Annotated in this window: 24 protein-coding genes; 11 read left to right on the top strand and 13 right to left on the bottom strand. The window is 44.8% G+C overall.

Annotated elements, in window-relative coordinates:
- Positions 1-72: 72 nt before the first annotated feature.
- The 7 genes from ABXS85_RS05730 (at position 73) to ABXS85_RS05700 (ending at position 7,093) form a co-directional block, all read left to right on the top strand.
- Entirely contained in the window at positions 73-558 is a 486-nt protein-coding gene (locus ABXS85_RS05730) for a DUF6653 family protein (RefSeq protein WP_353669080.1), read from the top strand.
- Between the two features lie 159 nt (positions 559-717).
- On the top strand, positions 718-1,743 hold the full coding sequence (gene rluF, locus ABXS85_RS05725; protein ID WP_353669079.1) for a 23S rRNA pseudouridine(2604) synthase RluF: 1,026 nt from the start codon (positions 718-720) through the stop codon (positions 1,741-1,743).
- A 93-nt stretch (positions 1,744-1,836) separates the two neighbouring features.
- Entirely contained in the window at positions 1,837-2,823 is a 987-nt protein-coding gene (locus tag ABXS85_RS05720) for a hypothetical protein (RefSeq protein ID WP_353669078.1), read from the top strand.
- A 125-nt stretch (positions 2,824-2,948) separates the two neighbouring features.
- On the top strand, positions 2,949-3,449 hold the full coding sequence (locus ABXS85_RS05715; protein ID WP_353669077.1) for a DUF2867 domain-containing protein: 501 nt from the start codon (positions 2,949-2,951) through the stop codon (positions 3,447-3,449).
- 115 nt (positions 3,450-3,564) lie between these two features.
- Positions 3,565-4,827, top strand: a complete 1,263-nt coding sequence (locus tag ABXS85_RS05710; protein WP_353669076.1) for a paraquat-inducible protein A — start codon at positions 3,565-3,567, stop codon at positions 4,825-4,827.
- A 1-nt stretch (position 4,828) separates the two neighbouring features.
- The gene (gene pqiB / locus ABXS85_RS05705; RefSeq protein WP_353669075.1) at positions 4,829-6,475 is read left to right on the top strand and encodes an intermembrane transport protein PqiB; all 1,647 of its coding nucleotides are present in this window, start codon (positions 4,829-4,831) and stop codon (positions 6,473-6,475) included.
- Positions 6,476-6,493: 18 nt separating this feature from the next.
- Positions 6,494-7,093, top strand: coding sequence for an ABC-type transport auxiliary lipoprotein family protein (locus ABXS85_RS05700; RefSeq protein WP_353669074.1), 600 nt, complete (start codon positions 6,494-6,496; stop codon positions 7,091-7,093).
- A gap of 45 nt (positions 7,094-7,138) precedes the next feature.
- Here the strand turns inward: ABXS85_RS05700 and ABXS85_RS05695 are convergent, their stop codons facing one another.
- A complete protein-coding gene (locus tag ABXS85_RS05695) occupies positions 7,139-8,044 on the bottom strand; it encodes a homocysteine S-methyltransferase family protein (protein WP_353669073.1) in 906 nt (301 codons plus the stop codon).
- Positions 8,045-8,393: 349 nt separating this feature from the next.
- On the opposite strand from ABXS85_RS05695, the gene ABXS85_RS05690 reads away from it, so the two are divergent.
- Positions 8,394-9,041: a hypothetical protein gene (locus ABXS85_RS05690; protein WP_353669072.1), complete on the top strand. Its 648-nt coding sequence runs from the start codon at positions 8,394-8,396 to the stop codon at positions 9,039-9,041.
- Between the two features lie 118 nt (positions 9,042-9,159).
- Here the strand turns inward: ABXS85_RS05690 and ABXS85_RS05685 are convergent, their stop codons facing one another.
- On the bottom strand, positions 9,160-10,449 hold the full coding sequence (locus tag ABXS85_RS05685) for a sodium:proton antiporter (protein ID WP_353669071.1): 1,290 nt from the start codon (positions 10,447-10,449) through the stop codon (positions 9,160-9,162).
- A gap of 265 nt (positions 10,450-10,714) precedes the next feature.
- On the opposite strand from ABXS85_RS05685, the gene ABXS85_RS05680 reads away from it, so the two are divergent.
- Complete coding sequence (locus ABXS85_RS05680; protein WP_353669070.1) at positions 10,715-11,578, top strand: oxaloacetate decarboxylase; 864 nt, start codon at positions 10,715-10,717, stop codon at positions 11,576-11,578.
- Positions 11,579-11,677: 99 nt separating this feature from the next.
- Here the strand turns inward: ABXS85_RS05680 and dapA are convergent, their stop codons facing one another.
- Positions 11,678-12,550, bottom strand: a complete 873-nt coding sequence (gene dapA, locus ABXS85_RS05675) for a 4-hydroxy-tetrahydrodipicolinate synthase (protein WP_353669069.1) — start codon at positions 12,548-12,550, stop codon at positions 11,678-11,680.
- A 354-nt stretch (positions 12,551-12,904) separates the two neighbouring features.
- On the opposite strand from dapA, the gene ABXS85_RS05670 reads away from it, so the two are divergent.
- Positions 12,905-13,522 carry a LysE family translocator gene (locus ABXS85_RS05670; RefSeq protein WP_353669068.1) on the top strand — a complete coding sequence of 206 codons (618 nt, stop codon included), beginning with the start codon at positions 12,905-12,907 and terminating at the stop codon, positions 13,520-13,522.
- Positions 13,523-13,618: 96 nt separating this feature from the next.
- On the opposite strand, the gene ABXS85_RS05665 is transcribed toward ABXS85_RS05670, so the two are convergent.
- The 6 genes from ABXS85_RS05665 to leuS all read right to left on the bottom strand — a co-directional run bounded on the left by ABXS85_RS05665 (position 13,619) and on the right by leuS (position 21,853).
- The gene (locus ABXS85_RS05665) at positions 13,619-16,228 is read right to left on the bottom strand and encodes a cyclic nucleotide-binding domain-containing protein (protein WP_353669067.1); all 2,610 of its coding nucleotides are present in this window, start codon (positions 16,226-16,228) and stop codon (positions 13,619-13,621) included.
- A gap of 26 nt (positions 16,229-16,254) precedes the next feature.
- Positions 16,255-16,863, bottom strand: coding sequence for a flavin reductase family protein (locus ABXS85_RS05660; protein ID WP_353669066.1), 609 nt, complete (start codon positions 16,861-16,863; stop codon positions 16,255-16,257).
- A gap of 119 nt (positions 16,864-16,982) precedes the next feature.
- Complete coding sequence (locus ABXS85_RS05655; protein WP_353669065.1) at positions 16,983-17,654, bottom strand: TIGR02466 family protein; 672 nt, start codon at positions 17,652-17,654, stop codon at positions 16,983-16,985.
- 101 nt (positions 17,655-17,755) lie between these two features.
- Complete coding sequence (gene holA, locus ABXS85_RS05650) at positions 17,756-18,793, bottom strand: DNA polymerase III subunit delta (RefSeq protein WP_353669064.1); 1,038 nt, start codon at positions 18,791-18,793, stop codon at positions 17,756-17,758.
- A 10-nt stretch (positions 18,794-18,803) separates the two neighbouring features.
- Positions 18,804-19,319, bottom strand: coding sequence for an LPS assembly lipoprotein LptE (gene lptE, locus ABXS85_RS05645; protein WP_353669063.1), 516 nt, complete (start codon positions 19,317-19,319; stop codon positions 18,804-18,806).
- Between the two features lie 86 nt (positions 19,320-19,405).
- Positions 19,406-21,853, bottom strand: coding sequence for a leucine--tRNA ligase (gene leuS / locus ABXS85_RS05640; RefSeq protein WP_353669062.1), 2,448 nt, complete (start codon positions 21,851-21,853; stop codon positions 19,406-19,408).
- A 213-nt stretch (positions 21,854-22,066) separates the two neighbouring features.
- On the opposite strand from leuS, the gene ABXS85_RS05635 reads away from it, so the two are divergent.
- Positions 22,067-22,483 (top strand): hypothetical protein, encoded by a 417-nt coding sequence (locus tag ABXS85_RS05635; protein WP_353669061.1) that lies wholly within the window; start codon positions 22,067-22,069, stop codon positions 22,481-22,483.
- Positions 22,484-22,498: 15 nt separating this feature from the next.
- Here the strand turns inward: ABXS85_RS05635 and lnt are convergent, their stop codons facing one another.
- Genes lnt through ABXS85_RS05615 form a run of 4 tightly spaced genes read right to left on the bottom strand, consistent with a single transcriptional unit; the run spans position 22,499 to position 26,484 of the window.
- The gene (gene lnt / locus ABXS85_RS05630; RefSeq protein WP_353669060.1) at positions 22,499-24,067 is read right to left on the bottom strand and encodes an apolipoprotein N-acyltransferase; all 1,569 of its coding nucleotides are present in this window, start codon (positions 24,065-24,067) and stop codon (positions 22,499-22,501) included.
- Entirely contained in the window at positions 24,068-24,937 is an 870-nt protein-coding gene (locus tag ABXS85_RS05625) for a transporter associated domain-containing protein (RefSeq protein WP_353669059.1), read from the bottom strand.
- 12 nt (positions 24,938-24,949) lie between these two features.
- The gene (gene ybeY, locus ABXS85_RS05620) at positions 24,950-25,414 is read right to left on the bottom strand and encodes an rRNA maturation RNase YbeY (protein ID WP_353669058.1); all 465 of its coding nucleotides are present in this window, start codon (positions 25,412-25,414) and stop codon (positions 24,950-24,952) included.
- On the bottom strand, positions 25,414-26,484 hold the full coding sequence (locus ABXS85_RS05615; protein WP_353669057.1) for a PhoH family protein: 1,071 nt from the start codon (positions 26,482-26,484) through the stop codon (positions 25,414-25,416). Before ABXS85_RS05615 ends, ybeY begins: the two co-directional genes overlap by 1 nt.
- Positions 26,485-26,489: the final 5 nt, after the last annotated feature.

The raw sequence follows: 26,489 nt of genomic DNA, 5'->3' as shown, positions 1-26,489 counted from the left end.
AAATAGTGCAGTAATAGAGGTTAATTTTAGGCAGTCTTAGTACTGCCTTTTTTGTTTAAGTGGAGTCAGTAGATGGACATTACCAAATGGGCAGAGAAAATCATGACGATGGATAATGAGGCATGGCAACGACATGCCAATCCATGGAGTGTGTATTCGCGTTTTTCCATTCTGCCACTGTTAAGTTTGGCTATATGGTCTAGGCAATGGCTAGATTTCTATAGTTTGCCTTTGGTTTTGCTGTGTTTGTTGTGGATTTGGTTAAACCCTAGGGTGTTTCCAGCGCCTAAGGATTTTAATAACTGGGCGTCCAAAGGCACCTTTGGAGAACGTCTGTATTTGAATCGACATAATGAGCCTATTCCTCCACATCATCTTAAAATGGGGCAGATATTATTGACTTTGTCTGCTTTGGGTATGTTGATCTGGGGATATGGTATTTGGGCATTAGATTTGCCTTACCTGCTGTTGGGGAATGTTTGGGTAATGACTTTCAAAGCCTGGTTTGTGGATCGTATGGTTTGGCTTTATGATGAGGTAAAGAGGGTACAAGCTTAATAACTTGCTTCTCTTTTGTTGAAAGGTATTAACATTCCTGCTCACTCTCGCCTTGATAGGCCGTTTTTCTGATAAGACTGATGTTCAGAAGACTTATTCGTACCTTCCTTATATAATGAGCTCTTTTCGTCTTTAATGAATCAGCTCAAGCAGTCTTATATGTTCAAAACCTCCACTCGCCTCAATAAATACATCAGTGACAGTGGCTTATGTTCACGTCGAGAAGCGGATCGCTTCATTGAACAAGGCAATGTATTTATCAATGGCAAACGCGCTAGTGTAGGCGATCAGGTGAGTGCGGGTGATACCGTACGAGTCAATGGGCAATTGATCGAACCTCAAGATGCTGAGGATTTTGTTTTCATCGCTTTGAACAAACCTGTAGGTATTGTCAGTACCACGGAAAGCAGTGAACCCAGCAACATAGTTGATTTTGTCAGTCATGGGGTGCGAATTTTTCCCATTGGTCGTTTGGACAAAGACTCTCAGGGGTTGATTTTTTTAACCAATAATGGGGATTTGGTTAATAAGGTGCTGCGGGCTGGTAACAAGCATGAAAAAGAGTATTTGGTGACGGTCAATAAGCCGATCACCGAGAGCTTTATCCAAGGGCTTGCCGGCGGCGTCCCGATTTTGGGTACCATGACGAAAAAATGCCCGGTCGAAAAGGTTGCTAAGAATGTGTTTAACATTACTCTGGTACAGGGGTTAAATCGTCAAATTCGTCGTATGTGCGAGTATTTTGGATATGACGTGGTTAAACTGGAACGAACTCGCATCATGAATGTGAATCTAAAAGGGTTACCGGTAGGGGAGTGGCGTGATCTAACGCAAAAAGAATTGTCTGTGTTGCTCAAATCTGTGCAAGACTCTTCCTCTGAGGCCAAACCCAATATGAAATCCAATCGTAAGTCCTTACGTCCAGCGGCAAAGAAAAACACTCCGTCGTCTCAGGCGCAGAAAAAAAACGCTTTCAAATCTAAGCCTAATACCAAACACCCGCGAGGAGAAGACAAAAAGCCCAACCCTATGGGTAAAAATAAAGGGAAACGTCCGTTTGGCGACAGTGCTAAATCGACAAGGGGAGGAAATGCCAAAGGCAGATCGTCTGACTCGCAAGGAAAAGGGTCTTCAAGATCTAGTTCAAAAGGGTCTTCAAGATCCAATTCAAAAGGGTCTGCGTAAATAATAAGATAGATCTTTCCCTACCCTAGTATTTTTATCGATTGCGCTTTATCGTTAGTATTCGTTTGATCTAATAAAATGGTAAGGCGATTTATGTATACGGATGAAGATCTAAACGCAGCAATACAAAAAGGGGTTTTCTCACAACAATCTGTTGACGACTTTCGTCAGCTCATGTCTTCTTCGCGACACGAATCTTTGGTCGATGAGGAAAATTTTCGCTTGATCAGTGGTTTTAATGACATCTTTGTGGTGATTGCTTGTGCGCTCTTGCTGTTTTCTTCTGTATGGGTGTTAAACAGCGTGTCTCCCATTATCAGCTATGGGGTGTTTATTGGCTTATCGTGGGGGCTGAGTGAAATCTTTGTCCGCCAACGTAATATGGCTCTGCCAGCCATCTTTTTGTTATTGGCCTTTGTAGGGGGCGTTTTTGTATTTTGTCAGCATTTGTTTGTAGAAAATACAGCTGACATTGTGGGGACGGCCTGCGCTTTGCTGGCTGCCTACGCTCATTGGCGGCGCTTTAGAGTGCCTATGACCATTGCTGTGGCCACCGCGTCGGGCTTATTACTGGGAGCGTCCGTGCTGCTGGCGATTTTACCCGACAAGCTGCAAGTTTTAATGATGATTTGTTTTGTCAGCGGCGTATTGTGTTTTGTGTTTGCCATGTATTGGGATGCTCAAGATAGGCAACGTATCAGTCGAAAGTCCGACGTGGCTTTTTGGCTTCACCTATTGTCAGCCCCACTGATCATTCACCCAGTGTTTAATGGATTGGGCGTTTTGAGTGGCGAAGACGGTGTTGGCAACATGATGTTGATTGTTATCTTGTATTTGCTGATGACACTTATTTCCATCACAGTCGATAGGCGTGCTTTTATGGTGTCGTCTTTGTTGTACGTGATTTACGCTTTGCAGGTTTTGTTTGGCAGCTTTGGTAGTATTGAGACAAACATCGCCTTTACAGGGGTTGTCATGGGAGCGACTTTGCTTTTGTTATCGTTTTACTGGCAAGCCTCTCGTCATTTTATCGTGTCACGTTTACCAAGTCGCATTCAAGCTTACTTACCCACAATATAGTGGTCATAAATTGGGACATTTTATTACAGATTGCTACAGGTCTTAGGACGGTTATTGGCTAAGATAGAAAGTGATTAAACTTTTCATCGGCCAATTTGATCAATAATTTTAGGGATGAAATTAAGATGGAAATACCAAGTTCAGCGAGAATTAAGCAATGGCTAGAAAACGCATATTTTGCCGATAATGTTACCCATTACACCATCAATAAAGGTCAGACTGCGATGCAAGTTTGGCTGGAGATGGTAAATAGGACGCCCAGTTGGATCGATCGATTTATGATGATTCGCAATCGTCTGGCGACCTTATTCGGGCTAAAAAATGTTGGTTTATTCAGTGATATCATAGTAGCGAAACAAGCCTGTGATTACTTAACCGGAGACAGAGTCGGTATTTTTTACGTATTCTTTAATAATGAAAAGGAAGTGATTCTGGAAGACAAAGACAAGCACTTAGACATTAAACTGTCCTTGTTTTTGCAACCGGAAGGGGATTTGCTCAAGCTTTATGTAACGACTGTTGTGCATGTTAAGAATCGCTTAGGTAAGGTGTGCATGTTTTTGGCAGCACCGGTACATAAAAAAATCTTACCAGCGAGTTTGGCGCAACTTGATGCAATGGACTAGGGTGATACCGCTCATAATAGGAAAATGCTGTTTATATCTTAGATAGCTTGTAATTAGCGAAGGGGATAGTGTTTGATACCCTTTTTTCGTTTTTTGATGAGGATAGATTGTCGTTATGCGTCATCAGGTGTTTACTGAGCCTCTCACCGTTTGTGAGCAATGCGATCAGGTGAATTCTGTGCCTGAGTTGCAGCCAGGCGAACGCTTACGTTGTTCTCATTGCGGTCATGTTTTGGTCAGTGTGCATGCTCATGCATCAAGACGCATTCTGTCATATGGTTTTTCTTCTTTGTTGATGTTGGCGTTAGCCATCAGTTTCCCTTTCCTAGGCTTTGCTACCAATGGTGTGGAAAGAAGTGTGACCTTAATGGACACCTTAACGGTATTGTTGAGCCAAGGCTATTTAATACTTGGTGCCATTATCAGTTTGGCCTTATTTGTTTTTCCTCTGGTGTATTTGTGTTCGGTATTATTTCTGGTATTGAGTTTTCTGCATCCGACCGTGCTTAAAAGTACTCAACAATATTGCGTGCGTTGGTTGCAAGTTGTTCAACCTTGGTTAATGGTTGACGTTTATCTGGTAGGAATTTTGGTGGCTTTGGTGAAGGTCAATAGTCTGGCTGATGTCAGCTTAGAACTCTCATTTTGGGCGTTTTGTGGCTATGTGTTGCTGCTGCTAAAAACTGTCACATTAGTCGATAAACGCTGGTTTTGGTTCAAAGTAGCTGGGCCTGCATACTCTCATTCTGTGCAAACTGGTATTGCCCGTTTGGAAGGACTGATTGGTTGTCATTTTTGTGGTGCCGTCTTAAGCAAAGACGCACATCATTGTGGGCGTTGTCGTCACTCTGTTCACAGTCGTCATCCTAGAAGCTTATCGACGACACTGGCGCTACTCATTGCGGCTTTAGTGATGTATATACCGGCTAATATGTTTCCTATTATGCAAACCACATTTTTGGGCAGTACTGAGCCATCCAGTATTATGGGAGGTGTGTTTCTGCTTTGGTCATTGGGTTCCTATCCTGTGGCCTTGATCATTTTGTTCGCCAGTGTGGTCATTCCTTTAGCGAAAATTGCGGCGTTGAGTTGGTTGGTCTGGCAATACTATTTTCCCAGTCGACATCAAACCGTGCAAAAAATGAAATTGTATCGATTAACGGAATTGATGGGGCGATGGTCCATGATAGATGTGTTTGTGGTTGCAGTTTTGAGCAGTATGGTGCAAATGGGCAACTTGATGGCCATTTATCCAGGTCCTGCCGTCTTGTCATTTACCGCAGTGATTGTATTAACCATGTTGGCTGCCATGTCGTTTGACCCGCGTTTATTGTGGGACAGAGACAGGCAGGATAATAGCTTGCAAGAGGAAGCCTAGGGTGAGTGAAGAACTAAGTCCGGTCGAGAACATGCGCAAGGTGCGTTTTAATTCTATTTGGTTGGTACCCTTTATTGCCTTGTTGGTGGCGGCGTGGATGTTGTATCAGAACTGGTCAAGCCAAGGGCCTGTTATTACGCTAATTGCGGCCAATGCAGAGGGATTAGAGGTAGGTAAGACCAAGCTCAAATCTCGTAATGTGGACGTTGGTCGAGTGATTGATATTCGTCTTAGTGAAGATTATGAATACGCTATTATTCAAGTGCGGATGAATCAAGGCACAGATCAAATGCTTAGACAAGATGCCAAATTTTGGGTAGTCAAACCTCGTATCGGTAAAGAAGGGGTAAGTGGACTGGGGACATTACTGTCAGGAGCATACATTGATATGGCGCCGGGTGAGAGTGGTGATTTACAAACGAAATTTACGATTCTAGAGCAACCGCCGTTATCTACAGAAAGTGAAGGCATTAGATTGAATTTATTTAGTTATAAAGGCGCCAAGTTGGATGTAGGGGTGCCTGTGCATTTTCGTGGTTACGAAGTGGGCTATGTGGAAAAAGTGGACTTCAATGCTGAGAGAAACGCCATTCAATATCAAGTGCTAATACGTTCGCCTTACGATGCTTTGGTGAATTCTGCAGTGCAATTTTGGGTAACGCCCGGTATTGCTTTTAAAAGCTCTGCCAGTGGATTTGAGGTCAGTTTAGATTCTTTTGAAAACTTCTTATCAGGCGGCATTACGTTTGCTTTGCCAAGTGGTGAACATCCCGGACAGGCGGTATCGGATCTGGCTGAGTTCACCCTTTTTGACTCGCAAGAAAGTGCCACCAACAATGCCTATGATCAGTTTATTGATTATGTGTTTTTGTTTGATGCTAATGTGAGCGGATTGTATCCAGGAGCAGCAGTAGAGTTTCGTGGTGTGCGCATAGGTACGGTATTGGATGTGCCATATCAAGGTATTTCTATGGAAACGTTAACCGCTATGGACATTCCTGTTATTCCTGTACGAGCGCGCATCGAACCTCAGCGCTTGAATGCCCCCGGTGCGTCACATGAAAAGTCATTACAGCAGTGGAATCAGCTTATAGAAGAAAGCATCGACAAGGGATTGCGTGCTTCTTTGGTAATAGGAAATTACTTAAATGCGTCTAAGGTGATTAGTTTGGATTTTACTGACCAAGTCTCCAAAGTTGTGTGGCGAGAGTTTGAAGGTCACAAAATTTTTCCTACCACACCAGGTTCTTTTGCCAATATGGAAGCCAAGGTGGCAGCTCTACTAGACAATGTTGCGCAAATACCATTACGAGAGACCTTTGAAAGTTTAGACAATACCATGAGCGAAGTGGACTCCACATTGAAGGCCATACAAGCAATGAGCGAAAGTGTGAAGCACTTGTTAGATAAATCGGAAACCCAGCAAATTCCCGGTGATGTTTCGGCAGCCATCCGTGAACTCAGTTTAACGTTAGAAAGCTATCAAGCAGACGGTTTAATTGGTCAACCATTACGCCAAAATTTGGTCTCTTTAGACAGGGCATTGAATGAATTGCAGCCACTTTTACGTCAGTTAAGAGAAAACCCAAATCGCTTGATATTTGACGGCAAACCCAGAATTGACGTGCAGCCTAAGGCAGCGCAATAACAGAAGGTAAGAGCTTGTATGCGAATAAGAGTATGGTTTTATGGTGTCATGATGAGCCTATTAACAGCTTGCGCCAGTCAAACACCACCCAGTTATGAATATCTCTTGATTGATCAAATGGATCAAGCAGTCGAAGCGAAACAGACGCCAAAAGTGCAAGTGCAGATGATGCCTGTCGAGGTGGCAAACTATTTAGGCGGGAATGAGATTGTGTTGGTGACGAACACTGGTAGTGTTCACAGATCGCAAAGTCATTTGTGGGCCGAGCCTTTGGCGCCACAGTTGACTCGTTTGACTCAGCAACGTCTTGAAGATGCCTTACCACAGGTGTCGTGGTTCGCTCGTCAGCGTCTACCCAGCTATGCTATAGCGCAATTGAACATTGAAGTTGACCGTTTTTATGCAGATTTACAAGGTAAGGTGCAGATTACGGGTCGTTGGCAGTTTATATCAGCACAAGGCCAGATCATTCGTACACAGGTCTTTGATGTATCGGATGCGTTGCGTGCAGATGGTTATGGACCTTTGACTCAAACCTTGGCAAAAAATTGGCTGCATAAAGTGATTGATCCCATGGCTGAGCAAATTGCTATCGACTTGAACAAGGAAGAGGGTTAGTAGGAGATTGTTTGCCTAATAACCCTATAAAAGGCAACGAGCAGCTTATGTTAAGTCATCTTTAATGGCTTGAATGTGCTCTGGACCAATACCACAACATCCTCCAATCAAACTTGCTCCTTGGCTACGCCATTTTTTTACCCATTCTAGGTAAGCAGGTGGCGTTAGATCCTTTCTTAACTCATCCAATCCATCGTTAGCGGTGGCGTCTTTTGGTGTTGGTGGAAATGCGTTGGCATAGGCGCCAATGTGTATATTGTCAGCACTTAATTGAGCAAGAGTTTGCTTGGTCAAGCTAATGGCTTCACCAATGATTTCAGGTTGGCTACAGTTAAACAAGATAGCCTGTACCTTTAAAGCCTGCATGGCTTTTACTGCTTCAACCACGGTTTCCCCTGAGCGTAGCAAGGGCTCGCTAGTGGGTTCTGCATCTTCCAATGTAAAGGATACCCAAATTGGCTTATGTTGCTGGTCGATTTTTCTGATTAGCTCAATCACACGACTGGCTTCGTCGATCAAAGATTGGGTTTCCAATAACCAGAGATCGCCGAATGGATTCAGCTCTTCAATAATAGGTGTTGCAATTTCCTCAACACGTTCAGCTTGGTACAAATCGGCTCGGTAGGAACCGAATAAGGGCGCAACCGAAGCGGCAACCTCTACATTATGTTTGGCTTCGTCAGCAGCTTGACGAGCCAATTCACCAGACAAGCGAGTGAGTTCACGTATACGCTTTTTAAAAACCCTTTCGCCGATGTGGAAGGGTACTAAGGAGTAACTGTTGGTGGTAATGACTTGAGAGCCGCTATTGATAAAAGATTGGTGCACTGCTTTGACAGTTTCAGGGGCTTCCATTAGCGCCAGAGCAGACCATTCTGGTTGTTTGAAGGGCGCACCAAGACGTTCAAGTTCACGGCCCATGCCGCCATCTAAAATAGTGATGTCAGTCATAAATCTTCCAGTCTGTGTTTGATTAAGAGGCGATTTTAGAGAGTTTTTAAAACTAATCAAGATGGCATCTTGTCTGCTGTTGCTTACTTGTAATTGCTTTGAAATTAAAATTTAATAAAGGAAAGGTGTGAATAAGTCTTCTGAACATCAGTCTTATCAGAGAAATGGCCTATCAAGGCAAGAGTGAGTAGGAATGTTAATACCTTTCAATCACTTTTAACACAGAGAGGCTGTTTCTCTGAAAGATCCGAAGGAGATCTACATGGATGTAGGGCATTAGGGTAGTGCAGGAGCAGTTTGCCGTGGTTCGTACCTTCCCTAGTTCAACCTGTCATTAAAGGAATCTGCCATGTTACCCATTTGGAAAGGATTTGGTTGGCTCGCCCCAGTCATTTTCTTGGCGGCTTTTGTCGACGTCCAACTATTGGTGGACTGGGCAATGGGAGAGGGCTTTTACACCGCCAATCGTTGGGTGCAGGTCTTTTCTCTCGTTGCTGTGGCAATTGTGGTTGCTGGTTTAGGCTTATGGATGAATTTACGCGATAAGCTTTGGCAAGTAGACCGCAAAACGGGTAAAAAAGTCACGGCGCCTGCACACACTTTTTTGTATTTGCCCGTTGAAGTATGGGCGGTGATTGTCCCATGTATTTTCCTAGGATACGATTATTTTCAACAAGAATTGGAAGCGCAAACCTTAGCCTACCTGGAAACGCCAAAGGTTAATGATGTCTATGCGGTGGATTTGTCGAAAATTTTTGAGAATGAAGACCCAATATACAAATACGGTACCTTAAAGGTCGTAGCCGTGGTGGAAAATCAGGTAGAAGTGCGCAGCAGTACTCATGCCTATGATGGCAAACGAGGCGTACGCAAAGACCTAAAGAATGACAGCGCCACACAGCCAGATTATTATAATTCTCAGATCACCTTGATGACTATTCGAGAGCTTTTGGGCTACTACAAAAACGATGTCATCTATGCTGTGCATAGGGATTGAATGCTTTATCTTGCGCTTAATAACCATTCTTAGATTGGCTATTTGATGGTTTTTTGCCATAAAAAAGGCTCAAAGAGCCTTTTTTATATTAGGTAAGGTGCGAACAAACTTACTTAAATTATGCCTCATTTTTTTGCTGGGCGGCTGCGATACTTTTTCGAATCAAAGGCGAAATGGTCAAGCCCTGTACTATGATGGAGAAAATCACCACAACATAGGTCACTATTACTATTAAATCGTGCAGATCAAAGTGATCTATCATAATTTGATCTGACGGGATGGCCGCCGCCATGGCCAGAGCAAGACCACCTCTTAAGCCGCCCCAAGTTAAAATTTTCACAGAGTGCTCATCATATTGACGGAAACGTTTGAACACCAGATACGGGCTGCCGACGCTGATAAAGCGTGCCAATAACACCACTGGCACCATTACCATGCCTAGACCAATGACTTCCCATGAAAAAGGCATGGTGACGATCAACATACCAATAATCAAGAAAAGCAAAGCATTTAAGAAACTGTCGGTGGCGTGCCAAAAATCTTTCACGTAACGAGTACCATCAGGGCCGCGACGTTTAATGGCTTTTTGCCGTGTAATGTTGCCTAGCAGAATACCACTGGTCACCATGGCTAATGCCCCCGAAATTTCCCAAATATTGGCAGCAGCAAAACCCGCTGAAGGGATGGTCAAGGTGACTAATAAGCGAATATTAATGTCTTTACAGTTAATGATGACAAAGTGACCGATTACGGCGATCACTAAACCAAATACAATGCCACCAATGGCATCGACTAGGAACAACTCGGCAACATCCATAAAGTTGGGTTCTGTACCATAAAAAGCCACAGCAAAAATGGTGGTGAAAATCACTAAGCCGACGCCATCATTAAACAAAGATTCCCCTTCCACTTGAATGGAAATACCCTGTGGTGCACTCATTTGCTTGATGATCGCCAATACCGCAATGGGATCGGTTGGGCTGATGAGGGCTCCGAATAAAAGGCAGTAGATTAAAGGCACAGGGAAACCAAGCCAACTAAAGACGTAAAAGCTGAGATAACCGACAATTAAGGTGGACACAATAGTGGAGAATAACACCAAGATAGTGATTTCCCAGCGCTGTTTACGCAGTGCTGTTAAATCAATTTCCAAGGCCCCGGCAAAGAGTAAAAAGCCGAGCATTCCCTTAAGTAGCAACTGATTAAAATCGATACCAGCAACGACCTGAGTAATAAAGAGGGCAGTATGATCTCCCAACATCTTCACGGCGAGGATCAAAAGTAGTGATATAACAACAGAGCCAGTGGTGATGGCGATGGTGGTTTGCATTTTTAACACATACTGATTGGTGAAAGCGATTAAGATCGCTAATGCCGATAAAAAGCAGATCAGATACCAAGCGTTCATTATTCAGAACCTTATTATTATCAAAATTAGAAAAATAGAGTTGGTCGCATGAGGGATGCTGAGGGATTATATTAGCTCTAGCGGCTTAAGCTGTCACTCCAGAGCGGGTGAAAAACTGATCATAATCTAATTATATGTGCAATTAGGTAGTAATTTACTTTCAAAACTTAACCATGTGGTCGGTTTCAGGTGAAGCGAATGCATAAGCAGGATATAATTCGCACAATTTAATTAGGTGAATCAAGTTTTATCAGGAGTACTCTTCATGGCAACACCTTCGCAGCATGATTTGCGAAACGATTTTCGTAAGCTTCTTCAAAGTGGTCAATGTTATTACACAGCATCAACTTTTGATCCCATGTCAGCTCGTATCGCAGAAGACTTAGGTTTTGAAGTGGGCATATTGGGTGGCTCTGTTGCTTCTTTACAAGTGTTGGCGGCGCCTGATTTTGCCTTGATCACATTAAGTGAATTTACCGAACAAGCTACTCGTATAGGCCGTGTAGCTCGTTTGCCAATCATTGCCGATGCCGATCATGGTTACGGTAATGCCTTAAATGTTATCCGCACCATAGTGGAATTGGAGCGTGCTGGTGTGGCAGCTTTGACTATTGAAGATACCTTGCTACCAGCCAAATACGGTCATAAATCAACGGATTTGATTCCGCTTGAAGAAGCGGTAGGCAAATTAAAAGCGGCTTTGGATGCGCGTATTGACCCTGCTATGAGTATTATTGCCCGTACTAATGCAGGTCAATTGACCACAGAACAAACCATTGAGCGTGTCAAAGCTTACCAAGCGGTTGGAGTAGATGGCATTTGCATGGTGGGCATTCGTGATTTCGACCATCTTGAAGCCATTACTCAACACATTAGCATTCCTGTGATGCTGGTTGCCTATGGTAATCCAGAATTGGCTGATCGTGATCGTTTGGCGGCAAACGGTGTGCGCATTGTGGTAAACGGTCACGCGGCTTACTTTGCTGCGATTAAAGCGACCTATGATTGTTTGCGTGAACAGCGAGGTATTGCTGAAGGTAAATTGAACGCGTCGGAACTGTCGACTCGTTACTCAACCTTAGAAGAAAACCGTATTTGGGCGAACAAATACATGGACGTTCAAGAATAACCTCTTATGTGCACTTGCAAGACCTGAACGAACAGCGCCTGCTTTAAGCAGGCGCTGTTCATTTGGAGGCGCTGTTTGTTGGTCAAATAACCCCTTGCGTTATATCAAACCTAAATTCGTCATGGCTTGTTGGATTTTCGCTTTACTGCTGTCTTGCAGGGCAACAATCGGCAGACGACATTCTTCAGTACACAAACCTAACAAAGACAAAGCGTATTTCGCGCCAGCTGGGTTGGGTTCTAGGAAAAGCGCGGCATGTAATGAAAACAGCTTATCTTGTAATTCCGCCGCCGCCACGTAATGCCCCTGGCGACATAGATTGTGCAGTTCAACCACTTGTTTGGGGGCTATGTTAGCGGTGACCGAGATACAACCATTACCACCGCCTATGTTATAGGCCACACTGGTGACATCATCACCGCTTAGGTAACAAAAATCTTTGTGAATCAAAGCACGCTCACGAATAGGTCGAGTTAAATCCCCAGTCGCGTCTTTTACGCCTATGATACGTGGTAACTCCGCCAGTTTTGCCATGGTGTCGACATCAATTCCCACGATAGAGCGTGGTGGAATATTGTATAAGATGATAGGCAAGCTGCTGTTATCGTGAACGTATTTAAAATGCTGATAAAGTCCCGCTTGATTGGGACGATTATAATAACCTGCTACATGTAAGGTGGCATCGGCGCCAGCTTGCTTAGCGTATTCAGAATAGTTAACCGCTTCTACCGGATTATTTGATCCAGCGCCTGCTAAAACGGGGACCGCTTTGTTGGTTTCCACAACGGTGATTTCAATCACGCGCTTATGCTCCGCTTCGCTTAATGTTGGCGATTCACCCGTTGTGCCCACTGGCACCAAACCGTCTATGCCTTGATCTATTTGCCAACGCACTATTTTGCGTAACGCGTCTTCGTCCAGTTGGCCATCACGAAATGGGGTAATTAAAGCGGTAATTGCACCTTGAAACATACTTTAGCCTCGTTTGTGTCGGCTAGATTCTGCTGAAAGTTCTTGCTCGAAAAGCGGGGAAAGGACCGTCAGCGAGAATGCTGCCGGGTAATAAAAAATCTTAAATACGCACGTCAGCACCACAAAGCTTTTTAGCCTTAGGTTTATCGCCGCTGCGTTTATTCAAGACAGTTTGGTTCATAATTTGAAAAAATATAATGTGTTATAGGTGTTTTCATCCTGACGTGTTTTCCAATAAAGGTCAATACATGGGGAAAAATTTATTGCGCGTCGTTTTTTGTGAGGGATTTGGTTAGAATGTGGCGCGACAACGGACAAGAACAACGACAGCGAACAATTGGTTAAGGTGCATAGATGGATTTAACGAGCTGGTTATCTTTGGTGGTGATTTGTGTCATGGGGGCTTTATCGCCGGGGCCAAGTTTGGCGGTCATCTTACGTATTGCTGTTGCTCAATCTGCTTGGCATGGCGCTTTAGCTGCCATTACTCATGGTTTGGGAATTGGTTTCTGGGCATTTCTGACGTTACAAGGTTTGGCGGTGTTAATGCAGCAATACCAGCAGGCTTTTTCCGTACTCACCTTGTTGGGTGGATTGTATCTTGCTTGGTTAGGTATCAAGGCTTGGCGCTACGCTGGGTCATCTCAGCATGACGTAGTGAAAGTGACTGCTGGCTCCTATTTTGAGGCGGCTCGTGATGGCTTATTGATCGCCTTAATGAACCCTAAAGCAGCGCTATTTTTTCTGGCCTTGTTTAGTCAAGTGATTCCTCATGAGATGACCAGTTCCATCAAGTTGCAGTTATGGTCAACGGTGGTTTTTATTGACAGTGCTTGGTATGTAATTGTTTCCCTATTGTTGGCGGGAGGCCCAGTTTTGGCTTGGTTAAAGCGTCATACTGTGTGGGTTGATCGAGGCATGGGAAGTTTGTTGATTCTTTTAGGCGCTAAGGTGGTAACGGGTATTTTTTGATCCACTTTATCAAAACGGCTAGGCTAACATGAATAAATGAAAGGCTTGCCAAGCAAGCCTTTCATTGCGTTAAAAATAGCTATCGAGAAAGTTTCGTCAGAAAATAAAATCTGCTGTTTCAAGCAGCTTATTAGTCCATAAAGCGTAGGCTTTTGAGGTTAAATGCAGGCGATCCCCCTCAAATAAATTGTCTTTTATGTCGCCATTTTTATCCAACAAGGTTGAGAACAAATCCACAAATTGCGTGTTCGGGCGAGTTTGCGCCAAGCGTTCAATTTGCACATTGGTTTGCTCCACCACATCACGCAAATGCTGTCGAGTTGGGCTGCATTTGATGCTGATGAGGGTGACTGGTGTGCCTGCCATGTAGTGATCCACTTTTTGCAACAACTCAATATAGAGTTCCACCACGCGATTGCTATCATAGTGGTTGCCTATGTCGTTGTCGCCTGCATAAATCACCAATGAACGAGGTTTATGAGGTAATACAATCCGTTCAAAGTAATACACGCAGGCTTCCAGTGTGGCACCACCAAAGCCTAAGTTGATGCCGTCTCGGTCACGGAAATGTTCATCAAATTTGTCCCAAAGACGCATGGTAGAGGAGCCGTAAAACGCCACAGGTTGTTCTTTGTATTCTTGATGAGACAAGTGAAATTCCAATTGACGTACGTCTGATTCAAATTCCACATCTATCTGATTTAAGCTCAGTACGTTGGAACGATAGCCACTTTTTGCACTGAAAATAGGGTACTGGCGAATCTCTTGAGATAGTGCAATGGCTTCAGCAACATAGCCTTTGTACTCTTCTTGGTATTCAGCTAAGAAAGTATCCAATGCCGCTTTGTCTTTGCAATCCACTCGGCTGGACAGTTTGAACGCCGGTTTCACGACCACAGTATAAATATTGTGATCGGCGCGCTTATCAAAGTTCGCTACTGCAATGGGCACTATCCAAGGTTCGTCTTCCCCCATGGAACCCGCAATTTCAAACGCATGAGGTAAGAAAATACCGGGCGATTGTTGGGTGTGAAAGCTTTGTCCTTCTGGCGAAATCATCAAAGGGAAGTTGTTCTTCAAGGTCTCTTGGGAGGCGGCAATAAAGTCCTCGTATTCAGGCGTGTCACGGGTTAGGCCATTCCAGCTACTAATGAAAATGTTACCGAATTTTTCGTAAAAGTCATCGCGCCAAAATTCACTGTCTTTACTGCGACGTACCACCCGTTGGCCGGAAATACCGTATTCGTTGTCTATCACCATAGAACCAATGAACTGCGCATCCATAGAGAAGCGAAAGCCATTCGGCAAACGGTTGGTTGGCGAGCCTAATAAATGGTTGTAAATGAAAATGGAACCGGCTTTTTTGGGGAGATTCTCTAACCCCTTGATCACATAAGGAACATGCTGGAAGGCTTGCTTGAAGTACTCTGTACCAAAGCGACGGGCATCCAGCGTTGGCGTCTCTTTGGGAAGGGTGTTGATGCCATCGTAAGCGGCTTGCAACTGACGATAAAAGGCGTTTTCTCGCTGCAAATCTTTCAATATGTCCAAACACATACCCGAGATGGTTCTTTCCAAAACACTGCCAAAATGCAAACACTTATATAAGATACCAAAGGCTTCGTCTGTCGTGATGGCACTTTTTAACAGCTCACTGACCTTGTACAGAGGTGAACTGACGGGCAACAAGGCGGCATTTTGTTCAATCACATTACTGACGGCCAATACCTCGTCATTGGCAATTTGCGATAAGTAACGCATGCGGGCGGCCAATAAATGTGCGCCAATCAACCAAATTAAGCGATACATGTATTTCACTGAAAACTTATGGTTGTCCGCAAACAGGGCAAGTAGATCGTCTTGTTTGATATATAAAATGCTACTGTCACGAGAAGAGATGATGGAAGTACGGTTCTTTAGATTGGTATTGGGGGTTGACCAAGAGAGCACTGTGCCTGCTCGCGAAATGGAACGTGTGGTAATGACGTCGCCAGCCTCGGTTTGATAGCTGACCACTACCTTGCCCTTTATTAAGAAATACAGACCATCAGAGGGTTGATCTTGTTGGCATAAAATATCCCCTTGATGGGCCAAAATAATGGTAGATTTTTTTGCTAAGGCATGAATCTCTGTCTGTGTGAAGGTCTCACAAAAGGGCGCGTAACTGAGTAGATTGATGGCATCTTTTAAAGCGTGATTTTGGATTTCAGGGTGAATCAGGGGGCGCGTTTCTTCAAAGGCTAAGGTTTCGTTTGAGAAGAAAGGGCGAGTTTGGTTCTGGATATTGGTTAAGACAGGTAAGGATTCCTGATACACAAACTGTAAAAACTGATTGGCAAAAGCCAAGTTACTGTCCAATAAAGTTTGCAATTTCACCAAAGGCCACACCAGCAGTTTAGACTTCTTGGTGGCAGTAAAGGTGGTGGCGTAACGAGATGGATGACGGAATGCGGACCAGCCAATAGGAGAAAGTGTATTGCTGATGGTGCCGACATTGTAGGATTTGCCAGTATCTTGAATGGGTACAGAAATGGCCACCTCACCGGACAGTAGGAAATAAATATTCTGTCCAATGGCAAATTGTTTGGCGAGCACTTCTCCCGTTTTTAAGTCTTTTATACTGGCCAGTTCCACTAATGTGTCATGGAGTGTTGCATCCAGATTGGCCATAAAGGGAAAAGCCTTTAGGTGTTTAGTCACGTCCATTATTGTTACCTCGAATCAGTATTGCCCTAATCAGGACGTTTAATTGTTATGGTGTCACCGAGCAGAGCGTAATCATTACCGCCCAATCGTGCTAATGGGTTCAATTTTTTACTGTCTATGTAAGTACGCTCGCCTTGTGTATGAATTAAATCATCATCAAGGTACAGGTTGAGTATTTCTAAATACATAGCTTCAAAAGCAGTATCTGCAAAGCGATGTACGTCAAACAAACGACAATGATAGGCCACCTTGGCTTGCTTTATGCGCGGTAATTGGTCAACGAACTCGGTCAGTTGTAAACCACTTTGATTCACTTCCGATTCGCCATAGGCCAAGGTAGCGGCACTGTCGTTTACGGCCTTGACCAGATCACCATCAGCAATATGCAAAACACATTCCTTCTCACGCAGTAAATTACGCTTGGTGTCTTTCATTTTCTCAGGATTTTTATTGCCAATCGATACGATCAATAACGCTGGATCGGAAGACAATGAGGTGAAATAAGAGAAGGGCGCGAGGTTAAAAGTCCCATTGTCATTTTTACTCATGATCCAAGCGATGGGCCTGGGGATCACGGTTTGTGTGATCAGATGATAGCGCTCTCTGCCGCTGAGTTGATCAAACGGATAATGCATAACTCTCCTCACAATGGTGAATGGCACTTTGTTAAATTACTACAAAATGCCGTCACTTGTGAATCGTCGTAGCAAAACTTAAAGGTATTTTATTGATAATCAGTACATTAGCTGTTTTTTTAATAGAGCTCAATAATACTATTAAAGGCAATGACCACACGATCTTTTTGACCAAAATAGGGCAAAGCAGAGTGTTTAAGATAGGAAGGAAATAGAATAATTTGGCCTTCTACTGGGGTAAAATCCCACACACCTTGTCCACCCAAATAGGCGGTGCCAGGATCAGCATACTGTTCTGCGTTCACACGTGGGTCATAAAAGCGATTCATGCCACCGACATCGGCTTGACTGGCATCGCCCGGTTCAAGGTAATAAATACCACACCAAGAGCAGTTTGGATGAGAGTGGGCATCATGGTAGCCACCTTGTTGTGTCACGTGATACCAAGATTCGATGATGTGCGCTTGTGCTTGAGCATCATCAGGCCAGTGAAGCTGATTTAGATTGCTGGCAACCTCGAGAATGAGTTCTTCAAGCTGACGTTTGGTTTCCATCACAGTGGCGTCGTCACAGTCGAGAAAATCCAATGTACTTTCATGTAGTGCGTGTTTGGCTGTGGGAGCCACATGACTTGCTATGGCTTCTTGTTGCTGGCTTTTCTGGGCATAGACTTGTTCTAATAAGGCGTCTTTTAAAAACTCATGATCCGCAAGCTGCGTCACAAATAAGGGTGTTGTCCAAACATCCAGTTGTTCAATGTGAATGGGTTGAGTGGATTCCGAGTCGATCATGGTGGCCTGCAAGGATTAAATAATTGAGTGGGGCATGATAGCAGGCTAATAGAATAAAGGAAGTCAGGGACTGATATGTTGCTACGAAAAAATTCGTTAGATTAGAAAGAGGCAGGTAAATCCAATTCCGTCATGGTGGGTTTGTAGCCACAAAACATCATAACGAGATTTCTCAGACCGATTTCTATGTCTGGTCCGTCTATGCCTTTGATACTTTTGTCCATCAAAGCCAAATAGTTTTGCATATAAGGCAAGGTAACCTGATTGTGTCGAGATAGGGCTTTTTCGTAAAAAGGAATGCGTTTGTCCCAGATTTTTTGTGCTTGGCAAGCTTGACGTAAACTGGCGTTTTGCATGGCTGTCAAAAGGTTGACCAGGGTTTGTGTTTCGCGGTTAATCAGCCACAAAATGATATTGGTTTCGACCCCTTCACCCAGCAGCTGATGCAGACAATGTAAGGCTTCTTTGGTTTTGCCCATTAATAGACGGTCGCTTAAATCGTAAATCGAATAACGACTGCTGTCGACCACAGATTCCAGTGCTTTTTCTGCGTCGATCTTGCTGTCAGGGCCATGCATTAAGACCAACTTTTCAAGCTCTTGTGAAAGGGCCAATAGGTTACCTTCCCCGCGCTCACAAATAATGCTGGCCGCGTCTCGAGTGAGAGACAGATCCAATGATTGCGCTCTTTGTTGTACCCAAGCTGGCAAGCGGTTGGCATCAATAGGCCAGATTTGCACAAACACCCCTTGGGATTCCAACTGACTAAACCACTTGGCTTTTTGCGTTCTGGCGTCCAGTTTCGGTAAAGTCAATAAGATGATGTTGTCTTCGCTTAATGATTGACCTAATTGTGCTAACGCTTTGCTGTGTTTTTCTGCCATCTTATCGATCTGAATATCGAACAAGCGGCGTGAGGAAAACAAAGATAAGCTTTGATTTTCATTGATGACGTCTTGCCAATCAAACTGCGCATCGACGACAAAGCGCAAGCGTTCTTCAATTTGATATTCTTGTGCAGCTTGACGAATCTTGTCGGCGGCTTCTTGGCACAGCAAGACTTCGTCGCCAGACACGATATAAATGGGGGCTAGGCTATTGCTGAGCTGACTGGCTAATTGATCGGCACGGACTTTCATAACTAGGTTACTAGAGAGGCACGTAGCCTAGATCGTAAAGTAATTGCTTCGCCAAGTCTTCATACATGGATTGCATTTGCGTTTGGTTGTAAGACAGCTTAGCACTCTCTTCGGCATCTTGATTCACTAACGTCTTATTGGTGCTGATGTTACGTGGCCCGTATAAGGATTTGCCATCAGCTTGACGAACAAAGTACACGCCGCTAAGACGACGTTCAACTTGTGAGACATCGTTTGAGTTATTACGGGCTAATACCGTATCGGATGAAGAGAGTCCGTTCACTTTCAGTTCTAAGGTATCGGCAGATGCATTGGCTTTATCCACTATGACCACACCGGCTTTACTTAAGGTCAGTCGTAAGGCACGATCAAATTCAGCCGAGCCGCTTTGCGAAGTCAGGGTCATCATCTTGAGGCGCTGAGGAATCTGCACTGTGCCCTTTAAGTGAAAACCACAGGCAAGCAAACTAAGACTCAGTAATGCAAATAACACCAGACGTGCCGTCTTGGGCAAATGAATTGTCATATCCGTGATCTCTTAAAAGTGAATAAAGTGCGAGATAATTAGAGATGACAATCGCCATCCCTATTTATCATTTATACAACAGCGGCTTAGTTAGCAACAATATTAACTAGGCGACCTGGTACCACAATGACTTTACGAACCGTTTTTCCTTCAAGGAACTTAGCCACATTGGGATGTGCCAATGCCTCTGCCTCAATGGTTTTGTTGTCGGCACTGGCCGATACGGTTAATTCAGCGCGCTTTTTACCTAATACTTGTACCACAATGTTCAGCTCGTCTTTAACCAAAGCGGCTTCATCTAATACAGGCCAAGGTGCGTCAACCACATTGTCAGCATGCCCCAGCTCAGTCCACAATTGGTGAGCAATGTGTGGCACGATTGGCGATAACAACAGAGTGGCACTTTCTAAGGCCTCACGTTCAACCGCTAACCCTAGCTCAGAAGTGTCTTCAAATTTACTGACTTCATTGCACAACTCCATCACCGCAGCGATGGCTGTGTTAAAGGTTTGGCGACGTTCAATGTCATCCGTCACTTTCTGGATGGTTTCATGGGTCTTACGACGCAAGGCTTTTTGCGCGCCATTCAGGGCTGATATATCCAGTTTGCCTGTCGTTCCTGCGTTCACATGACGATAAGACAATGCCCACAAGCGGCGTAAGAAGCGTGACGCGCCATCCACACCCGCATCATTCCATTCCAGAGATTGTTCTGGTGGTGCAGTGAACATGATGAACAAACGCACGGTATCGGCACCGTATTTCTCGATCAATTCTTGAGGATCGACCGTGTTGCCTTTCGACTTCGACATCTTGGTGCCGTCTTTATTCACCATGCCTTGCGTCAATAGGCGTTTGAACGGCTCATCTGATGTCACTAGACCCGCATCGCGCAATAACTTATGGAAGAAGCGAGAGTACAATAAGTGCAAGATAGCGTGCTCAATACCACCAATGTACTGGTCAACTGGCAGCCAGTAGTTGGCTTCTTCAGTCAACATGACGTCATCGGCATCTGGGCAGCAGTAACGGGCAAAGTACCATGAAGATTCCATGAAGGTATCGAAGGTGTCAGTTTCACGCTCTGCCGCCATACCTTGATAAGTGGTGGCAGAAAAGTCTGGGTTGTTTTTAATGGGTGAATTCACACCGTCCATCACTACGTCCGTTGGCAATACCACAGGAAGCTGTTCTTGTGGTGTTGGTACAACAGTGCCGTCGGCAAGGTTAATGGTAGGAATGGGCGTTCCCCAGTAACGTTGACGGCTCACACCCCAATCGCGTAGTCGGTAGTTGACCTTCTTTTCACCAATGCCTTTGGCGGTCATCCATTCGCACACGGCGTTGAAGGCGGCTTGGAAGTCCAAACCATCAAACTCACCCGAATTACACAGAATGCCTTTTTCCGTGTAGGCTTCTTTACTTAGGTCAATTTCTTCATCGCCATTGGCTTGAATGACTTGCTTGATCGGCAGGCCGTATTTTTCAGCAAACTCAAAGTCACGTTGATCGTGGGCTGGCACAGACATCACAGCACCCGAGCCGTAATCCATCAAAACAAAGTTGGCAGCGTACACTGGGATGGCTTCACCTGTGATTGGGTGAATGGCTCTAAAGCCCGTGTCTATGCCTTTTTTGTCCACGGTTGCCATGTCGGCTTCGGTGGTCGATATTTGTTTGCTCTCGTCGACGAAGGCGGCCAATTCCGCGTTGTTTTGTGCCGCTTCCAAAGACAATGGATGTTGTGTGGCAATCGCCATATAAGTTACGCCCATGATGGTGTCAGGACGTGTGGTGTAAACGGAAACACCCTCGTCTTTACCCTCGATGGCAAAACTGAATTCCAACCCTTCTGAGCGGCCAATCCAGTTACGCTGCATGGCTTTTACTTTTTCTGGCCAACCTTCTAATTTATCCAGATCGTCCAAAAGCTCTTCAGCATAATCGGTAATCTTGATGAACCATTGCGGGATTTCTTTGCGCACAACAGGGGCGCCAGAACGCCAACCACAGCCGTCAATAACTTGTTCATTGGCAAGAACGGTTTGGTCAACCGGATCCCAGTTCACCGCCGAGGTTTTCTTGTAGGCCAAGCCTTTTTCAACTAACTGAGTGAAGAACCATTGTTCCCACTTGTAGTATTCTGGTTTACAGGTGGCGATTTCACGATCCCAGTCGTAGCCAAAGCCAAGTTGCTTTAGCTGACCTTTCATGTATTCGATGTTTTCTGTGGTCCATTTGGCTGGCGCGGTTTTGTTTTTAATGGCAGCATTTTCAGCCGGCATACCGAAGGCATCCCAGCCCATAGGTTGCAAGACATTTTTACCTTGCATACGTTGGTAGCGCGCGATGACATCACCAATGGTGTAGTTGCGCACGTGACCCACATGCAGTCGACCACTTGGGTATGGGAACATGGAGAGGCAGTAGAATTTTTCTTTATTGGAATCGGCGACGGCTTTGAAGACTTTATTTTCGTCCCAAAAAGATTGTGCAGCTTGTTCAATGTGCTGCGGGTTATATTGCTCTTGCATGATGTGTTTATTTCCCGTGATCGACGTCAGGTCATAAGACCTGTTCTTTCTTTAATATGGACAGTTTAATATGAACAGTAATTCGAAAATTCAGCATTATACCGACCTAACTCAAAATAGGGGAGCAAAGGTCAACAGAGTCTGAAAATATTCGCTATTTTATAGAGATGGGACTCTAATTAGAAGGTGCATAGAGAAGGAGTGATGAATTCTATGAAAAAAGATCTGCAAAACCCAGATTCAGATTTGAACTTAGTGGAAGAAGCCCGCAAAACCTTGCAAGGGGCAAAGGATTGGTTGCTGGAAGACGTAGCACTGATGCAGGCATATTGGCACGATAAAATGGGTTATACCGAAGCATGGGTCGATGCCAATTGGCATTTGGTACTCGATGGTGCTCAAGAGTTAGCCGATGAGTTGGATGAGAAAGAAGACGCTGCCTTACTTTGGTTGATCAACCATGTGAATAACAATCCTGTGCCCTTAGAAGAATGTCATGTTGCTGGTACACAAGTGCCAGCCGGTGAATACATCTGTATGGCCTGTGCTCACAAAAATTCCCTGCTTAAAGCGCAAGCCCTGCCAACCTGTGAAATTTGTCACTATGGTTTGCTGTCTTCACACAATTAACAGAGAAAAAACTAATTAAGCAAAACGGAGCGATTGGCGGGAAAAACCATGATTGGCCGAGCTAAACAGAATGCACAATAGTAACAAGACTATACTCGGCCAATATCCCCAAGTGACATAAGGGGTATTGCCGATAAAGGTTTTGGCTTCAGCAGTCAGTGTTGTGCGAGTAAATTGAGGTGCTTGCGCCACGATTTCACCTTGCTCATTAATAAAGGCTGTGACACCCGTATTAGTGGCTCGTATTACATAACGACCTGCTTCCTTGGCGCGAAATTGGGCAATTTGTAAATGTTGCCAAGGGCCAAAGGAACTACCAAACCAAGCATCATTACTGATGGTCACCAGCAAATCACTGTCACGTACCATCTCTCTTACTTGTTCTGGATAGACGATTTCATAGCAAATAAAAGGCGCAACCCCCCAATCTCCTACCTGCAATACAGGTTGGTTGTCGTCACCGGCTTGGAAGTTTGACATCGGCATACCAAAAATATCCAGAAGAGGGCCTATGTAGCTGGCCAATGGCAAGTACTCTCCAAATGGCACCAGATGTTTCTTGTAGTAAAGACCAAAACCATTGCCCGTTGTCCAAATGGCGTTGTAATACACCTGACCACCCTCTAATACATCCGGTATGCCTGTAATAAGGGTGGTTTTGGACGCAGCAAGTTGGTCGCTGAAATTGGCCAAATAAGGTTTAACCTGAGAATAAGCATAAGTCACGGCGGTTTCTGGCCACACCACAAGGTCGCTGTCGAGATGTTGTTGCGTGACTTGTTGGTAATAAGCAAGGGAACTGGCTGCGGTTTGGGGGAGCCATTTTTGATCTTGCTCAATATTGCCTTGTACTAAGGTGGTTTTAATCTGTCCGGTTTGTTGCACCCATTGCACCGGAGCGTAGCTTAAATATGCCCCGCCACCCCAGCCAATAAGACAGATAAGTATCGGCATGGTTTGATTACTTTGTTTGAGCAATAGACCAGCAAGGCTGGTGGCAGTGAGTACCACAAGTAGGCTGGTGAGCCAAATACCACCAAGCGGCAGCAATTCAAACAGCCAAGTGTGTTCAGTGGCATAGCCAGGTAACAACCAAGGGAAACCTGTGAAAAGTACACTGCGTAATAACTCTGCCAATAATAAAGCAATGGCGACCCACAAGCTGCTTGGTAAAAAGGCATAGCGGGACATGAGATGCCAGCTGAACCAAGCCGCCAGACTCCAGAATGCACACAATGCAGCAATAAAAGCAAAGGTAATCAAACCGGCAATCAGGTCGCCCACTTGGCCGTACTCGGCAATACTGACAAACACCCAAGAGACACTGCTGCCGAACAGGCCAAAGGCCACCGCACTGGCTCGCCAAGTGGCCGCTTTGGCGCTTTTCGCTGAGATGATGAAAAGACTAAAAGCAATCAGACTAATAAAATAGCCAGGCCAAAAATGTAAGGGAGCAAAGCTGGTAACGCCAACCGCACCTAAGATTAGGCCAAGGGGAAGGGCAACAGCCTGTGGTAAATTGGCAAAAAAATGAGCGATTCGCCCCGTTATTGGTTTGCTGGAACCGGGACGAATGATAGACATTTACTCAACAACCTCTTCGGTTACGGATTTAGAGACTTGGATGGTCTTAACGCGTCGGCCATCCGATTTTACCACTTTAAAGTGGAAATCGTTAAACAGTATGGTTTCATCTCGCAATGGCACGTGACCAAACTGCTGTACTAAAATGCCGCCGATAGTATCAAAGTCTTCTTCGTCAAGTTCCGCTTTGAAAAACTCATTGAAGTCTTCAATGGTGCAAAGGGCGGGTACTAGGTAAACACCAGATTCGCTGGTCACCTGAATGCCTTCGTGTTCATGTTTGTCGGTTTCGTCTTCGATCTCACCAACAATTTGCTCCAACACGTCTTCAATGGTTACCAGACCAGAGACACTGCCGTATTCATCCAGCACTAATGCCATGTGGTAGCGTTTGGTACGGAAGTCATTCAGTAATACATTAAGGCGTTTACTTTCTGGAATGAAGTTGGCAGGGCGAAGTCGAGCCAAAATATCCTCGTTAGTAATATCGCCTTCTTTGAACAGCAGGGGCAATAAATCTTTAGCGAGTAGGACACCGAGAATTTCGTCGGAATCCTCACCCACCACAGGGAAACGAGAGTGAGAAGAGTCGATGACTTTACGAATGGAGGTTTTCGGATCGTCTTCGGATTTAATAATCACCATTTGCGATGGTGGAATCATGATGTCTCTGGCCTGTACTTCGGATACCTCCAAAGCACCTTCCACTATGGTGAAGGCATCACGATCGATGACATCGGACTGCACCGCGGTTTCCAGTAAAGTAATGATGTCAGCACGACTGCGTGGCTCATCATTGAAGGCTTGAAGAAAACGTTCAAACCAAGATTTTTGTTGATCGTTGGGTAAGCTCGATCGGTCTTCGCTCATTAGGGGGTTAACTCACTCTTTTATCAAATAAGGGTCGGAAATTGACAAAGAAGCCAATAATTCGGTTTCTAAACTTTCCATTTCATCTGCATCATCATCCTTTATATGGTCATAACCACGTAAATGCAAGATGCCATGAATCGTCATATGCGCCCAATGGTCAAACAGGGCTTTTCCTTGTTCAATGGCTTCTTTTGCTACCACTTGCTGGCAGATAACCAAATCACCTAATAAAGGCAACTCAATACCAGGTGGAGCTTCAAATGGAAAAGATAATACATTGGTGGGTTTATCTTTGCCGCGATATTCGTGATTGAGCGCTTGGCTTTCTGCTTGGTCCACAATCCGAATGGTGACTTCATAGAGATCACCTGAGCTGGGCAGGGCTTTCTCTACCCATACGCGAAAATCTGCTTCACTGGGAAGCTGATCGGTTGATTCACAGGCAATTTGTAAGTCGAGTTCTAAGTCAGGCATCAGCTTTTCTGCGCTTCCGTTGTTACAACGGCAGGATCCGCCGCCTGAATTTTTTCTGCGGCGCGGGCTTCATTACGTGCTTTTTTTTCGGCTTCGGCTTCGTCGTCGTATTTATCGTAAGCTTCCACAATGCGTTGCACCAAAGGATGACGTACCACATCGGCGGCGTTGAAGGTGGTCATACTGATGCCGTTAACGTCTTTCAGCACGTGCATAGCGTGCGCCAAACCAGACGCGGTACCGCGGGGCAAATCCACCTGAGTTCGGTCCCCGGTAATCACGGCAGTAGAGCCAAAGCCAATACGTGTTAAGAACATCTTCATCTGTTCGCGCGTGGTGTTCTGACTTTCATCCAGAATGATAAAAGCGTTATTCAAAGTACGACCACGCATGAAAGCCAGGGGCGCTATTTCAATGACATTTTTTTCGATCAGTTTATCGACCAGTTCAAAGCCCAGCATTTCGTACAAGGCATCGTACAAAGGACGTAAATAAGGGTCGATTTTTTGAGATAAGTCACCCGGTAAAAAGCCCAGTTTTTCACCCGCTTCCACCGCAGGACGCACCAACATAATACGCTCGACCAGATCTGCTTCTAAGGCTTCAACAGCGCAAGCCACGGCTAAGTAGGTTTTACCTGTCCCCGCTGGCCCTATGCCAAAGTTGATATCGTGTTTGCGAATTTGCGTCACGTATCTTTGCTGGTTTTTGCCCTTGGGTTTAATGAAGGCTTTACGGGTCTTAATAACGACTTGATTCTGGTCACCTTTTTTGCTGCTGGTCAGTGATTCAATGGCTGACTCCTGCAGGTACAAGTGTACCGTCTCGGGAGAAATCTGAGGGTTTGCCAAAGCTTCACGATAAAGATTTTGCAACAAGGTTTTGGTGGCCATGACATGTTCGGCATTGTCACCTGAAATATCGAAAAGTTCTGCGCGATTGCGAATGTTAACCTCAAGGCGCTTTTCGATTTGTTTGATGTTTTCATCGAGTTGTCCGCACAAACCTGCCAAGGCTGCTGCATTGGCGGGTTCAAGTCGGATTTGTTGGGTTGTTTGTGTGGTTTCCAAGGGCT

Origin of the sequence: Marinomonas sp. THO17, from assembly GCF_040436405.1 — a bacterium.
In the GTDB taxonomy this organism is placed as follows: Bacteria; Pseudomonadota; Gammaproteobacteria; order Pseudomonadales; family Marinomonadaceae; genus Marinomonas.
Note: the sequence above shows the minus strand (reverse complement) of the source record. Positions and strands in the feature narration are given on the sequence as shown.

Excerpts from the sequence above, each read along its gene's own strand:
- ABXS85_RS05730 (WP_353669080.1), top strand. The coding sequence starts at position 73 with ATGGACATTACCAAATGGGCAGAGAAAATCATGACGATGGATAATGAG.
- rluF (WP_353669079.1), top strand. The coding sequence starts at position 718 with ATGTTCAAAACCTCCACTCGCCTCAATAAATACATCAGTGACAGTGGC.
- ABXS85_RS05720 (WP_353669078.1), top strand. The coding sequence starts at position 1,837 with ATGTATACGGATGAAGATCTAAACGCAGCAATACAAAAAGGGGTTTTC.
- ABXS85_RS05715 (WP_353669077.1), top strand. The coding sequence starts at position 2,949 with ATGGAAATACCAAGTTCAGCGAGAATTAAGCAATGGCTAGAAAACGCA.
- ABXS85_RS05710 (WP_353669076.1), top strand. The coding sequence starts at position 3,565 with ATGCGTCATCAGGTGTTTACTGAGCCTCTCACCGTTTGTGAGCAATGC.
- ABXS85_RS05700 (WP_353669074.1), top strand. The coding sequence starts at position 6,494 with ATGCGAATAAGAGTATGGTTTTATGGTGTCATGATGAGCCTATTAACA.
- ABXS85_RS05695 (WP_353669073.1), bottom strand. The coding sequence starts at position 8,044 with ATGACTGACATCACTATTTTAGATGGCGGCATGGGCCGTGAACTTGAA.
- ABXS85_RS05690 (WP_353669072.1), top strand. The coding sequence starts at position 8,394 with ATGTTACCCATTTGGAAAGGATTTGGTTGGCTCGCCCCAGTCATTTTC.
- ABXS85_RS05685 (WP_353669071.1), bottom strand. The coding sequence starts at position 10,449 with ATGAACGCTTGGTATCTGATCTGCTTTTTATCGGCATTAGCGATCTTA.
- ABXS85_RS05680 (WP_353669070.1), top strand. The coding sequence starts at position 10,715 with ATGGCAACACCTTCGCAGCATGATTTGCGAAACGATTTTCGTAAGCTT.
- dapA (WP_353669069.1), bottom strand. The coding sequence starts at position 12,550 with ATGTTTCAAGGTGCAATTACCGCTTTAATTACCCCATTTCGTGATGGC.
- ABXS85_RS05670 (WP_353669068.1), top strand. The coding sequence starts at position 12,905 with ATGGATTTAACGAGCTGGTTATCTTTGGTGGTGATTTGTGTCATGGGG.
- ABXS85_RS05665 (WP_353669067.1), bottom strand. The coding sequence starts at position 16,228 with ATGGACGTGACTAAACACCTAAAGGCTTTTCCCTTTATGGCCAATCTG.
- ABXS85_RS05660 (WP_353669066.1), bottom strand. The coding sequence starts at position 16,863 with ATGCATTATCCGTTTGATCAACTCAGCGGCAGAGAGCGCTATCATCTG.
- ABXS85_RS05655 (WP_353669065.1), bottom strand. The coding sequence starts at position 17,654 with ATGATCGACTCGGAATCCACTCAACCCATTCACATTGAACAACTGGAT.
- holA (WP_353669064.1), bottom strand. The coding sequence starts at position 18,793 with ATGAAAGTCCGTGCCGATCAATTAGCCAGTCAGCTCAGCAATAGCCTA.
- lptE (WP_353669063.1), bottom strand. The coding sequence starts at position 19,319 with ATGACAATTCATTTGCCCAAGACGGCACGTCTGGTGTTATTTGCATTA.
- leuS (WP_353669062.1), bottom strand. The coding sequence starts at position 21,853 with ATGCAAGAGCAATATAACCCGCAGCACATTGAACAAGCTGCACAATCT.
- ABXS85_RS05635 (WP_353669061.1), top strand. The coding sequence starts at position 22,067 with ATGAAAAAAGATCTGCAAAACCCAGATTCAGATTTGAACTTAGTGGAA.
- lnt (WP_353669060.1), bottom strand. The coding sequence starts at position 24,067 with ATGTCTATCATTCGTCCCGGTTCCAGCAAACCAATAACGGGGCGAATC.
- ABXS85_RS05625 (WP_353669059.1), bottom strand. The coding sequence starts at position 24,937 with ATGAGCGAAGACCGATCGAGCTTACCCAACGATCAACAAAAATCTTGG.
- ybeY (WP_353669058.1), bottom strand. The coding sequence starts at position 25,414 with ATGCCTGACTTAGAACTCGACTTACAAATTGCCTGTGAATCAACCGAT.